The 12,842-nt window shown below is 63.5% G+C and carries 11 protein-coding genes; 5 read left to right on the plus strand and 6 right to left on the minus strand.

The genetic code is table 11. From position 1 onward, the window contains the following. Positions 1 to 93: 93 nt before the first annotated feature. Positions 94 to 1,848 carry an ABC transporter ATP-binding protein gene (locus tag NKJ11_RS00100; RefSeq protein ID WP_128363991.1) on the minus strand — a complete coding sequence of 585 codons (1,755 nt, stop codon included), beginning with the start codon at positions 1,846 to 1,848 and terminating at the stop codon, positions 94 to 96. A gap of 169 nt (positions 1,849 to 2,017) precedes the next feature. Here NKJ11_RS00100 and NKJ11_RS00105 point away from each other — a divergent pair, with 169 nt between their 5' ends. Together NKJ11_RS00105 and NKJ11_RS00110 are read left to right on the plus strand one after the other, a co-directional pair. Then, entirely contained in the window at positions 2,018 to 3,298 is a 1,281-nt protein-coding gene (locus tag NKJ11_RS00105; RefSeq protein WP_352792461.1) for an amidohydrolase family protein, read from the plus strand. A gap of 106 nt (positions 3,299 to 3,404) precedes the next feature. Beyond that, positions 3,405 to 4,328, plus strand: a complete 924-nt coding sequence (locus tag NKJ11_RS00110; protein ID WP_023811665.1) for a DMT family transporter — start codon at positions 3,405 to 3,407, stop codon at positions 4,326 to 4,328. 5 nt (positions 4,329 to 4,333) lie between these two features. On the opposite strand, the gene NKJ11_RS00115 is transcribed toward NKJ11_RS00110, so the two are convergent. Next, a complete protein-coding gene (locus tag NKJ11_RS00115) occupies positions 4,334 to 5,236 on the minus strand; it encodes a phosphotransferase family protein (protein ID WP_023811666.1) in 903 nt (300 codons plus the stop codon). A gap of 101 nt (positions 5,237 to 5,337) precedes the next feature. Between NKJ11_RS00115 and NKJ11_RS00120 the strand changes: the two genes are divergently transcribed. Then, complete coding sequence (locus NKJ11_RS00120; RefSeq protein ID WP_164893001.1) at positions 5,338 to 5,970, plus strand: class I SAM-dependent DNA methyltransferase; 633 nt, start codon at positions 5,338 to 5,340, stop codon at positions 5,968 to 5,970. Between the two features lies 1 nt (position 5,971). Here the strand turns inward: NKJ11_RS00120 and NKJ11_RS00125 are convergent, their stop codons facing one another. Beyond that, on the minus strand, positions 5,972 to 8,425 hold the full coding sequence (locus NKJ11_RS00125; protein WP_128304830.1) for a GcvT family protein: 2,454 nt from the start codon (positions 8,423 to 8,425) through the stop codon (positions 5,972 to 5,974). Beyond that, on the minus strand, positions 8,422 to 9,309 hold the full coding sequence (locus NKJ11_RS00130; RefSeq protein WP_128304831.1) for a phosphotransferase family protein: 888 nt from the start codon (positions 9,307 to 9,309) through the stop codon (positions 8,422 to 8,424). Before NKJ11_RS00130 ends, NKJ11_RS00125 begins: the two co-directional genes overlap by 4 nt. 403 nt (positions 9,310 to 9,712) lie before the next feature. On the opposite strand from NKJ11_RS00130, the gene NKJ11_RS00135 reads away from it, so the two are divergent. Continuing rightward, on the plus strand, positions 9,713 to 10,489 hold the full coding sequence (locus tag NKJ11_RS00135; RefSeq protein ID WP_127290028.1) for a DeoR/GlpR family DNA-binding transcription regulator: 777 nt from the start codon (positions 9,713 to 9,715) through the stop codon (positions 10,487 to 10,489). Here the strand turns inward: NKJ11_RS00135 and NKJ11_RS00140 are convergent. After that, positions 10,486 to 11,385: an NAD(P)/FAD-dependent oxidoreductase gene (locus NKJ11_RS00140; RefSeq protein WP_352792462.1), complete on the minus strand. Its 900-nt coding sequence runs from the start codon at positions 11,383 to 11,385 to the stop codon at positions 10,486 to 10,488. The genes NKJ11_RS00135 and NKJ11_RS00140 overlap by 4 nt on opposite strands. Next, the gene (locus tag NKJ11_RS00145; protein WP_128304833.1) at positions 11,375 to 11,824 is read right to left on the minus strand and encodes an RrF2 family transcriptional regulator; all 450 of its coding nucleotides are present in this window, start codon (positions 11,822 to 11,824) and stop codon (positions 11,375 to 11,377) included. The genes NKJ11_RS00140 and NKJ11_RS00145 overlap by 11 nt, the downstream gene beginning before the upstream one ends. An 88-nt stretch (positions 11,825 to 11,912) precedes the next feature. Here NKJ11_RS00145 and NKJ11_RS00150 point away from each other — a divergent pair, with 88 nt between their 5' ends. Then, positions 11,913 to 12,824, plus strand: a complete 912-nt coding sequence (locus NKJ11_RS00150) for a LysR family transcriptional regulator (RefSeq protein WP_023811673.1) — start codon at positions 11,913 to 11,915, stop codon at positions 12,822 to 12,824. Positions 12,825 to 12,842: the final 18 nt, after the last annotated feature.

Consider the following 12,842-nt stretch of genomic DNA (forward strand, 5'->3'; position numbering starts at 1 on the left):
GCTGGCGCCGGCGCTGACGATCTCTTCTCCCCTCGGGGAGAAGGTGGCCCGAAGGGCCGGATGAGGGGCCTGGCTCCAACATCCGGAACACCATCAGGGCATCAACTGATACTCATAAAGCTTCTGGTAGAGCCCGCCCTGCTTGAGCAAGGTCTTGTGCGGGCCGCTTTCCACCACCTTGCCGGCTTCGAGCACCACGATCGTGTCAGCCTGGTGCACGGTCGACAGACGGTGCGCGATAACGATCGTCGTGCGGCCTTCCGTCAATTGCTGCAGCGCGTCGCGGAACAGTGCTTCCGATTCGGCATCGAGCGCGCTGGTCGCTTCGTCCAGAAGCAGGATCTCGGCATTGCGCAGCATGGCGCGTGCGATCGAGATCCGTTGGCGTTGGCCGCCCGACAGCAGGCCGCCATTCTCGCCGACATCCGTCTCGTAGCCTTTCGCCTGCGCGCTGATGAAGTCATGGGCGTTGGCCGCCTTGGCGGCGGCGATCACCTCTTCGTCGGTCGCACCCTCGCGCCCAAGCCGGATGTTGTGCATGATGGTGCCGGCAAACAGGAACGTGTCCTGGCTGACATAGGCGATCTTTTCCCGCAGCGATGCGAGCGTCGCATGGGAAATATCCTGACCATCGAACAGCACCTTGCCGCTCTTCGGGTCGTACATGCGCATGATGAGGTTTAGAATCGTCGACTTGCCGCCGCCGGAAGGCCCGACCAGCGCCGTCATCTTGCCGGGCGCAAGCGTCAGATCGAACCTGTCCAGCACCGGCGGCCCGTTCTGATAAGCGAAGTCGACCGCGTCGAACCGGATCTCGCCCGGTCCGGCCAGAAGCGGCTTCGCGTCGGGCTTCTCTACCAGAGTCAGCGGCTGGTCGGCGAGCTCGAACATCATGCGCACGCCGACAATGCCGCTTTCCAGCGATATGCGCACGCGCGCAAGGCGCTTTGCCGGCTCATAGGCAAACAGCAGCGCCCCGATGAAGGCCATGATGTTTCCAGGCATCTGGCCGCCTTGCAAGACCAGGAAGCCGCTGACGAAGATGGCCCCGGCAATTGCCAGTCCGGCCAGCGTCTCCATCACCGGGCTTGTCGCAGCCTCCAGCGTCGCGATGTTGTTGGCCCGGTTCTCGACGTCCGACACGGCCTTGTACATGCGGTTGCGCATTGCGCCTTCGAGGTTGAAGGATTTGACGACGCGCACGCCGATTGCCGTTTCCTGCATCACCTGCACGATCTGGCCGACCGAGCGAAACTCCATCGCGGCGAACTTGCGAACACGTTTGAGGATGCGGTTGACCCCGTAGATAGCCAAGGGGCCGACGACAAAGCAGATTATGGACAAGGCTGGCTGCTGCCAGACCATGACCCCTACCAGGACAACCAGCGACAACAGGTCGCGCACATAGGACGTGACAACGAGGTCGAGCACGTTGCGCGCAGCCTGCGCATTGTTGGTCATGCGTGTGATCAGGTCGGACGACGAGGTCGAATGGTAGAATTCGATGCCTTGCGCCAGGATGCGGTCGTAGATCTTGCGCTGGCGATCGGCGATGATGGCGTTGCCGACCCGGCTCATGAAATAGGCCTGGATGAAGTTGGCGAGACCCTTGAGGATGAAGATCGTGGCAACCCCCGCCGCAATCAGGTTGACGCGGTCAATCCGCTTGAAGACCACGAATTCGTCGGTGATCTCTTTGAGAATCCAGGCGCTGGCGCCGGTCGTGGCGGCCACCACAAGCATCGACAAGATCGCGGCGCCGTAGCCAAACCTGTGCTGGTAAAAGGATTCCCGGATCAACCTCGCAACGAGGCGCTGGTTTTCCGTCGAGCGGAAGAAACGAAACAAACGGCGGATCCTTGAAACCGGGACAACGAAGGCGGCTTATAGAGGGAGTTGCGGCCGGATGGAACCATCCGCGGCCGCCGCGGACAAACCGCTGTTGCAAGCGGCATCGACGAGATGCGATTTTCGGCTTCGATTATATCAGATGATTCTCTTGACGGGATGACGACAGATGGCTTTCGACCTTATCGTTCGCGGCGGCACACTGCCTGATGGCAGGGTTGCCGACATCGGCATCAACGGTGAGACGATCGCGGCGATCGAGCCCACTCTGCAGGGTTCTGCGCGGACCGAGGTCGACGCCCGTGGCAATCTGGTCTCGCCGCCCTTCGTCGATCCGCATTTCCACATGGACGCGACGCTCTCCCTGGGCATTCCGCGCATCAACGCGTCGGGCACGCTGCTCGAAGGCATTTCGCTGTGGGGCGAGTTGAAGCCGCTTTTGACGCATGAGGCGGTGCGTGATCGCGCATTGGCCTATTGCGACTGGGCGGTGTCGATGGGCCTGCTTGCCATCCGCACCCATGTCGATGTCTGCGATGACCGCCTGCTGGCGGTCGAGGCGCTGCTCGAGGTCAAGAAAATGGTCGCCCCCTATATCGACCTGCAATTGGTCGCCTTCCCGCAGGACGGGTTTTATCGCTCGCCGACGGCACGGGAGAACACCATCCGCGCCTTGGACATGGGCGTCGATATTGTCGGCGGCATCCCGCATTTCGAGCGCACCATGGCCGACGGCACGCGCTCGGTAACGGAGCTGTGCGAAATCGCGGCCAAACGCGGCCTGATGGTCGACCTGCATTGCGACGAGACCGATGATCCGCTGTCGCGCCATATCGAGCAGCTTGCCTATGAGGCGCAGCGCCTTGGTCTGTACGGCAAGGTCGCCGGTTCGCACCTCACCTCGATGCATTCGATGGACAGTTACTACGTCTCGAAGCTTTTGCCGCTGATCGCCGAGGCCGGCGTCTCGGTCATTCCCAATCCGCTGATCAACATCATGCTGCAGGGCCGCCACGACACCTTCCCGAAGCGCCGTGGCCTGACTCGGGTCAAGGAAATGCTGGCGCTCGGCATTCGCGTCGGCTGGGGCCAGGATTGCGTGCTCGATCCCTGGTATTCGCTGGGCACCGCCGACATGCTCGATGTCGCCTTCATGGGTCTGCACGTCGCTCAGATGTCGAGCCCGGCCGAGATGGCGCGCTGCTTCGACATGGTCACCAACGTCAATGCCGCGATCATGGGCCTCGATCATCTCGGCCTGGCGGTCGGCAAGCGCGCCAGCCTGGTCGTCCTCGATGCCGGCAATCCGGTCGAAGCCCTGCGGCTGCGCGCCGAGCGCCTGTGCGTCATCGCCAGGGGCAAGGTGGTGGCGGAGCGGACGAAGCAGGAAACCAGGCTGTCCGTCGACGGAAGGCCGGGAATGGTGAACCGGCGGCACATATCCAGCTAGATACAGCCGATTCCCGGCGCTGGTCTTACCCATCGCCCGAATTCTCCTCGTCAAGGCAGCCGCTTCCGTCTACGACCCGGCTTACCAGGGAGGAATCGGGATCGGCATGACGCAGCCCGTGGCGCAGAATTCAACGATCAGGAATGTGCTTTTGGCCGGTATTCTGCTGATGCTGGCCGGCGACTTCCTGTTTGCGCTGAACGACGCCATGGGCAAGTGGCTGGTCGCCAGCTTCTCCGTCGGTCAGGTGGTGCTGATCCGCTCCATCGGCGCCTTTTTCGTGCTTGGCCCGATGATTGCCCATCAAGGCACGGCCAAGCTGTTTCGCATGGAGCGCTTGGAGCTGCAGCTGCTGCGCGTTGTCATGACCACGCTCGACACCGCGCTCTTTTATGCCGCCGTGGTCTATCTGCCGCTTGCCGATGTCATGAGTTTCTACATGGCCGGGCCGATCTACGTTGCGGCGCTCTCGCACCTCTTGCTTGGCGAAAAGGTCGGTTGGCGCCGCTGGATGGCGATCCTGCTCGGCTTCTGCGGCGTTTTGATCATGCTGAAACCGTCCTCGGCGGCGTTCTCGCTGTCGTCGGGCTTTGCGCTGGTGGGCAGCATCTCCTTCGCCTTCGCCATCATCCTCAACCGCCGGCTGCGCGGCACCAGCGACACCAATCTGGTGACATGGCAGACTATCGGCACGCTGCTGGTCGGGGGTGTGCTGACCATCGGCGCCTGGCAGACGCCGTCGGCGCTCGATCTCGGCGCCATGCTGCTGCTCGGCATCGTCTCCTGCGGCGCGCATCTGATGATCACCAGGGCGCTCAAGCTGGCGCCGGCTTCGACATTGGCGCCGCTGCACTACACGCTGCTGCTGTGGGCGGTGGTGTTCGGACTGGCATTCTTCGGCGACGTGCCAGGCCCGCGCATACTGATCGGCTCGGGCATCGTCGTTCTGGCCGGCCTGTTCATCTTCCACCGCCAGAAAGTGGTCGAGACTGCGGTGCCGCCCGAAAACGTGCCGAAGGGCGTGAATTAGTAGGCTCAGCCCTGACGTATCGCCGCCAGGTGCCGTGAAAACTCCGTCGTCTCCATCAGCGCCTTGCAGCGCGCGAACCGACCGTCGGCATAGGCGCGAAAATCATCGACCGGATTGTTGTTGGCGAGCTGGATCAGCCCCCACAGCGTCCACAACAGGTCGCACATCGCCTTGTAGATGACGATGCGGCCGCGCTCCGCCGGCTTGGCCTCGCCGCCGAAATAGGCGCGCATCATCTCCTCATCCTGCCCCGTGTCGAATTTGCCTTCCACGCTGAGGTCGCCAAGGTCCCAGAGTGGGTCATTCATGCCCGAATACTCCCAGTCGACGATCCACATCCGCTCGCCGGTATCGAGAAAGTTCTCGCACAGCGGATCGCAGTGGCAGGCAACGAGCGGCAGCGGATAGGCGGCCAGCGCCGAGCGCACGCTCTCGGCGTCGCGCACCACGTCATGATAACCGGCGGGCAGGGCGACCTCCTTGGTGGACAGCACCTTGAGGTAATCGTCGATCATCGCGAACAATTCGAAGCGGAAGGGAAACACCGCGCCTGAATCGTGCAGCTTGCGAAAGGCCTCGCCGGCGCGGGCCGGACTGCCCGGACGTGTCCGGAATTTCTCCGGCGACATCGTTTCGGCGCCGGCGATGTAGCGTGTCACCATCACCCCGGTGCCGGGGTCGACATGCAGCACCTCGGGACTGACCCCTGCCTTTGCCGCTTCGCGTGCAGCCACTGCTTCGTTGGCCCGGTTGATGTATTCCTCGGTGCCCTTGCCGGGAATGCGCAGGCAGAAGTCGCCGGCCTTGAAGACGAGGTTGGTGAGGCCGCCCAGCCGTTCCAGCGGCCCGCTGTAGCCGGCCAGCATGGGAATGGCGTCCAGTGCCGCACGCGCCTCGTCAGTCACCATGCCTGCGCCCCCACGCCGTTATTTGTCGCAGCGACGGTTCCACAATTTTCGCGCTTTGGCTATCATCACTGCGAGATCAAAAATTGGCGGACTGGATAAAAGTGGCGGACAGCAAACATCATGGCGCGCTCGGCGCGGCCTACGCGGCAAAGCGGCCCGAAGAGGTGGCCGCACTCTATGATCGCTGGTCGGAAACCTATGACGCCGACATGTCGGCCGCCGGCTATCGCCATCCGACGATCTGCCTTGCCTTGCTGGCCCGCCATCTGCCGCGCGGTTCAGCACCGCTGCTCGATGCCGGGGCCGGCACCGGGCTCATCGGCGAATGGCTTGATATTGCTGGTTACCCGCAAGTCGAGGCACTCGATATTTCACAAGGCATGCTGGATCAGGCGGCCCGCAAGGGCGTCTATTCCGCGCTCCATTGCCTGGCGCTCGGCGGTCATCTGCCCTTTGCCGATGATGCCTATGCCGGGATCATCTCGGCCGGCGTCTTCACCTCGGGCCATGTCGGCGTCGAGGGGCTGGACGAGCTAATCCGCATCTGCCGCCCGGGCGGCGTGATCGTGCTGACGGTCAAGAACACGCTGTGGGATGCCGGCTTTGCCACGCGTGTCGGCGAGATCGAGGCGCAAGGCCTCGTCACCCGCGTCGAGGAAACGCGCCCTTACGTCTCCATGCCGGGCGAAGCCGACACCGTGCCCAGCCGCGGTCTCGCACTGCGCGTGACCTGACCTACGCTTTGACCCTGGCGCCTGCCGGGTCGTACATCGGCTCGAGATGGATCTTGGCCGGTGTCCTCTCCATCGCAACCACCAGTTCATAGTCGCCCGAGACCAGAAAATCGTCGCTCACCCCGTCGGCGTTGCGCACATAGCCGTAGCCGATGGTCTTGCCCAGCGTGTAGCCATAACCACCGCTGCTGAGATAACCGACCGGATCGCCATTGCGCAGTATGGTTTCGCGACCGAGCAGCACGATCTCGGGGTCGTCGACCGTGAAGCCGGCAAAGCGTTTCTTCAGTGCCGCGCCGCTGGTCTTCTCCAGCGCGCGCCGTCCAACGAAATCGGTGTTCTTGCGCAGCTTGACCGCCCAACCGAGCCCGGCTTCCTGCGGCGTGTCGTTGGGGGTGATGTCGGAGCCCCAGGCGCGATAGCCTTTTTCCAGCCTTAGCGATTCCAGCGCCCGATAGCCGACCGGGCGGATGTCATGCTTCTCGCCTGCCGCCAGCAGCGCGTCGAAGACTTCGCCGGTGGCCGCGATCGGCACATGCAGTTCCCAGCCGAGTTCGCCGACATAGGTGACGCGCAGCGCCCGAACCGTGTGGCCGGCGATGGCAATCTCATGCACATGGCCGAACGGGAAGCCGGCATTCGACACGTCGGTTCCGGTCGCCGCCGAGAGCACGTCGCGCGCCCGAGGACCCATCAGCGACAGCGTGCCGAAATCCTCGGTGACGTCGACAAGCCTGGCGTCGAGCCCTTCGCCGATATGATCGCTGATCCATGAGAAATCATGCGTGCGGAAACCTGTGCCGGTGACGATGTAGAATTTCTCCTCGGCCAGCCTCGCCACAGTGAGATCAGCCTCGATACCGCCGCGCGTGTTGAGAAGCTGCGTGTAGGTCAGCCGGCCGACCGGTTTGCTGACGTCGTTGGCGCAGATCCAGTCCAGCGCCTTCAGCGCATCGGGCCCGCTCAACTCGTATTTGGCGAAGGAGGATTGATCGAATATGCCAACCTTTTCGCGCACATGACGGTGTTCGTCGCCGACCGCCGCGAACCAGTTCTGCTGGCCCATCGAATAGATGTCCTGCGGCTCGACGCCTTCGGGCGCGAACCAGTTCGGCCGCTCCCAGCCGAGCTTCGAGCCGAACACAGCATTATGCTGTTTCAGCCTGTCGTAGAGCGGCGAGAGGATACGGGGCCTCCCGCTGGCATACTCCTCATGCGGGAAGCCGATCGTATAGTGCTTGCCATAGGCCTCCAGCGTGCGGTCGCGGACCCACTGACGGTCGCGGTGCAGGTTGGAAAAGCGCCTGATGTCGACCACCCAAAGGTCGAGCGGCGCTTCGCCGTCGACCACCCACTGCGCCAGCACCCAGCCGGCGCCGCCGCCCGAGGCGATGCCGAAGGCGTTGAAGCCGGCGCCGACGAACATGTTGGCACATTCGGGCGCTGTGCCGAGAATGAAATTGCCGTCCGGCGTAAAACTCTCCGGCCCGTTGATCATCTGCTTGACGCCGACGGTTTCCAGCGCCGGCACGCGCGCGATCGCTTGGCTCATGTGCTGCTCGAAATGGTCGTAGTCGTCGTCGAACAGCCTGAACTCCCAATCATTGGGTACGTCGCCGCCGGGGAGACCAGTCGCCCAGGCCTGCGGGTTCGGCTCATAGCCGCCCATCACCAGCCCGCCGACTTCCTCCTTGAAATAGGTGCGTCGGTCAGGGTCGCGGATGGTCGGCGCGTCGGTCGCCAGACCGTCGATCTTCTCGGTGATGATGTACTGGTGCTTCACCGGCTGAAGCGGCACGTTGATGCCGGCCATGGCCCCCACTTGCCGCGCCCATTGGCCCGCACAGTTGACCACCTTGTCGCAGGCGATGTCGCCCTTGCTGGTCTTCACCGCCGTGATGCGGCCGTCCTTCATTTCGAAGCCGGTGACACGGACATCCTCGAACAGTTTGGCGCCATGCATGCGCGCGCCCTTGGCCAGCGACTGCGTGATGTCGGAGGGGCTCGCCTGGCCATCGGTCGGCAGCCAGGAGGCGCCGACGAGATCGCCGGTCTCCAGCAGCGGCCACATTCTTTTCACCTCGTCCGGCGACAGCAATTGCATGTCCATGCCGAAGCTTTTTGCTGTTGTCGCCAGCCTTTTGTACTCCGTCCAGCGGTCGGCATTGGTGGCGAGCCTGAGGCAGCCGGTCATCTTCCAGCCGGTGGCGAGACCGGTCTCGGCCTCCAGTCCCTTGTAGAGGTCGACGGAGTATTTCAGCACGCGGGTGATAGACGCCGACGAGCGCAATTGCCCGACAAGGCCGGCCGCATGCCAGGTCGAACCCGAGGTCAGCTTGCCCTGCTCCAGCAGCACCACGTCAGCCTTATGGTCGCGCGCCAGATGATAGGCCGTCGAACAGCCGATGATGCCGCCGCCGATGACGACGATGGCGGCCTGGCTCGGCAATGTCATGATTTCTGTATCCCGTATTTTGTCCGGTAGTTTTCAAGTGCCGCGTCGAGCCGGACGAGGTTTTCCTCGGTGTAGGCGACGTAGTCGATGCCTGGCGCGTCGAGATAGAGCTCGGAGACCATGCTCCACATCGCCTCGCGCAGCAGCGAGGCGCATTGCATGGCCGCGTGCGAACGGCGGATCGCATCGTCCGGCTCCTTCATGAAGTAGGCTGTCAGGAAGGCGAAGGATTCCTCGTCGCTCATGCCGGCGTTGGAGGCGGCGCCTGCGAGGTCGAACATCGCCGTGTTGAAACCGGCATATTCGAAGTCGATCAGCCACAGCCTGTTGCCGTCATCGAGAATGTTGGCCGGCAGCAGATCATTGTGGCCAAAGACGATCGGCAGCAGCTTCTGCGCGCGCTCCAGTTCGTCGGCCAGTGTCAAAAGGCGCGGCAAGTCGCTGCGCTTGCGGCTCCCGCCCTCTTCAAGCGTGCGCGCATAGTCGCGGATGACATGGAACACCCAGAACATGAAGCCGGCGCCGGAAACGTGATTGGGCATCTCCCGGTGGAAGGCGCGCATCAGAGCCGCGACGCGGCCGAGATTGGCGCGCACGTCTTCCGCCAGATAGGTTTTCGCACCGAGAAATTCCGTTACCAGTATGCCCGGTTCGGCATGGTGGACGGCTGGCGCGAAACCGGCGGCATGCGCCGCCCGCGCGGTCATAACCTCGCGCTCGCGAAAGACATGGTGGAACGGATAGTCCTTGCCGAAGCGCACGACATGTCGTCCGGCCGCGTCCGTGACCACATAATTCGCGTTGCTCAGGCCGCCGGGCAGCGGTGCGATCTCGATGCCACCGGTCCAGCAGGGCAGGGCGCGGATGCGATCTTCGGCGGTCACGGAATCATCCCTGGTTTGCTGGGCTTCGACAAGGCGCCGTGAACAGCGCAACGACGGCGGGGAGAAACGTAAATACTCTCGTCGGTGCGGGACGCCAGGATCGGTATCCCGCACCGCACCGACGAGCCCCTTGGCCAGGTTTTTGAGCCCGGCATCCGCCCCCGCGGATCTGAAAATTCCTTGTACAGGCACGTTCCAAACGGCCTGACCACTGAGTTGCGTCTCTGCCCCCAGTCGCAGATCTGAAGCCTGTTGATGTCTTTGATTTCACGCCCGGGTTGCCCGCTTGTCAATAAAAAGGTGTGACTTTTTTTGGGTATTTTGCCCGAAAGCATAAGGTAGTTCCTTTAAAAGCACTTGAATTACCTTAGAATCGGTCAGGAGCATCAGTTCGGGAAACCAGATGGCCCAGTCCAAACGACACGGCGAGATCCTGCGTCTCCTGCAGGAAGAGGGCACCGTCACCATCGCCAGTCTGGCCGACCGGCTGGGCGTGTCGCTCGAGACAGTGCGCCGCGACGTCAAGCCACTGACTGGTGATGGCTCTGTCCTCAAGATGCATGGCGCCATCGGCCTGCCGTCGATGATCGGCGAAGCGCCGTTCGAGCGGCGTATGCGTGAGAACGCCGACGCCAAGCGCGTCATTGCCCGCATGGTCGCCGCCACCATACGCGACGGCGAATCGATCATGCTCGACACCGGCACGACGACCTCGTTCCTTGCGCGTGAACTGCTTGGCCACCGGCGCCTGACGGTCGTCACCAATTCCTCGGATATTGCCCGCACGCTGGCCACCATCAACGGCAACAAGGTCTATATGGCGGGCGGCGAGCTGCGCAGCGATTCCGGCGCTGCTTTCGGCGCCTCGGCAATCGATTTTGTCAGTCGTTTTTCGGTCAGCCACGCCATCATTTCCACCGGCGGCGTCGACGCGGTGATGGGCGTCATGGATTTTGATCTGGATGAAGCCGAGTTCGCCCGCATGGTGCTGTCGCGCGGCCAGCGGTCCCTGGTCATCACCGATCACTCGAAATTCGGCCGTCTTGGTCTGGTCCAGGTCTGCGGCTTCGACAGCTTTTCCGAACTCGCCACCGATCGCTCGCCGCCGCACGACCTGGCCGCCGCCCTTGCGCAGGCCGGCGCGCGGCTTAGCATCGCCGACGAGGAAGCCGGGTTTTAGCTAAACACCAGCGACTGGTGGGCGCAGACGCCCGCAAAGGTGCCAGCCGATACCGCAAAGGCGATGTTGTGCATCGAACGTGCCGCGTCGCCGGCGGCGTAGACGCCGGGCACGGTCGTCTGCTGCCTGTCATCGACGGTGATTATCGGACCGAGAAGGCCTTCGGTGAAGCCGCAGCCGAGCTGTTCGGCCAGCGGGCTGGCCATGGTGTTGCGCGGCGCGGTGAACATCGCCCTGACGCCGGCCTTTCGGCTATCGTCGAGGTGGACGATCAACCCGCCGGAGCCGTCTTCCCGCAGCTCGGCAACGCTGGTGGGCTCAAACCGCACCTTTCGGCTCTCCAGCGCGCGCATCTGCTCTGTGTCAGGCTCGAACAGGCCGTTGCCGAACAGCGTGACATCGCCCCAATCGGCGATCAATTGCGCCTGATGCAGGGACATCGGGCCGGTTGCGAGCACGCCGAGCGGCCCGCCGGAAACCTCGTAGCCGTGGCAATAGGGGCAGTGCAGCACTTTTCTGCCCCAGAGCTCGGCAAGACCGGCAACCTCCGGCAGGATATCGCGCACCCCGATGGCCAGCACCAGCCGTGTGGCGCCGAATGTCTCGCCGCCGTCGGTGGCGATTTCGAAATCGCTGCTGTCAGCAGCAACGGCCTTGTCCGCACGCCTGTCGACAACCCTGGCTGTCGGATAGGCCAGCAGCTGCCGCCTTGCGTCATCCAGGATTGCGCCGGGCGCGCGCCCGTCATGTCCGAGGAAGCCGTGCGAATGCTCGGCAAAGCGGTTGCGCGGCTGGCCGGCGTCGATCACCAGCACCTTGCGTCCTGCGCGCGCCACCTGGATGGCGGCGGACAGGCCGGCAAAGCTGCCGCCGACGACGGCAAGATCATACTGCATGGCTGGAGACTCCAATGAGGTCAAAACGGCGGCGGAAATCGGCGGTCAGGTCGGCCAGCGTGATGCGGCTCAGTTTCTCCGCCAGCAGCTTTTCGGCGGCGATGCGAAAATCGTCGAGCACGGCGATCACCGCCTGCTCGACGAGGCAGCCGGGGCTTTCCGGCTCGGTGCTGAACGGCAGCAGCGTCTCGCCAAGCGCTGCGCTGATCTCGGCCAGGGAGATTTTCTCGGGCGCCCGTCCGAGCAGCCAGCCGCCACCGTGCCCGCGTGACGAGGTGACGATGCCGGCATCGCGCAAGCCTGCGATGGTGCGGCGGACCACGACCGGATTGGTGTGGATGAAGGTGGCAAGCTGCTCGGAGGTCAGCGCCTGTTCGGGCTTCTCGGCCATGTGGACGAGAATGTGCAAGGTCGAGGACAGTCGGCTGTTGCGCTTCATGTAACTTAGTTAGTTACGATAGGCGAAGGCGTCAAGTGTTCGCCGGTTGCCACTTCCCAGCATCGCGTCCGCCGTGTTTAGTCCGGCCATGGCTTTCACCATCCGCCAGTTGCAGTTCTTCATCGCAGTCGCCGAGCAAGGCACGGTCTCGGGCGCCGCGCAGAACCTGTCAATCTCGCAATCGTCGGTCACCGAAGCGATCAAGGAGCTCGAAAGCGATCTCGGCGTCGAACTGTTCGAACGCCATCCGCGTGGCCTCAACATCACCCACAAGGGCCACCAGTTCCTGCGCCACGCGACGAAGATTCTCGCGGACGTTTCCGACGCGCGCCGCTCTTTCTCGGGCGAGCAGACGGTGGCGGCCGGCCGGCTGCAGCTCGGCGTCACCTCACTGGTCGCCGGCTATGTGCTGTCGGATCTGCTCGCCCGCTACCGCCGCGCCTATCCCGGCGTCGAGGTCTCTGCCATCGAGGACAATGGCGATTATCTCGAACACCTCCTGATCGGCGGCAAGCTCGACATTGCCGTCATGGTCACCTCCAATTTGCGCGACCGCACCGCGTTGCAGTCGGAAATCCTCGAAGTCTCGGCCTATCGGCTGTGGCTGCCGCTCGGTCATCCGCTCGTCGGCGCCGACATCATCGGCATTGGCGACATTGCCTCCGAAACGCTGATCATGCTGACCGTCGACGAGATCGAGGAGAATACCGGCAAGCTGCTGACGGCGATCGGCGCCAAGCCGCATGTCGCCTTCCGCACCCGTTCCGTGGAGGCCGTGCGCAGTCTGGTCGCCACCGGCGCCGGTGTGGCGCTGCTGCCCGACCTCGTCTACCGGCCCTGGTCGCTGGAAGGCGACCGCATCGAATCGCGCGATATTTCCGGCTCCTTGCCGGTGGTCCAGGTCGGCATGGTCTGGCGGCGCGGCTCCGGTCTGCCGCAGGCGGCGCGCGATTTCATCGGCCTTGCCCAGTCGCAACGGACGGTCCGCCAGCGTCCCTGAGAGATCGGCTGCCCACCT

Source organism: Mesorhizobium sp. M0243, assembly GCF_040321775.1.
Classification (GTDB): domain Bacteria; phylum Pseudomonadota; class Alphaproteobacteria; order Rhizobiales; family Rhizobiaceae; genus Mesorhizobium.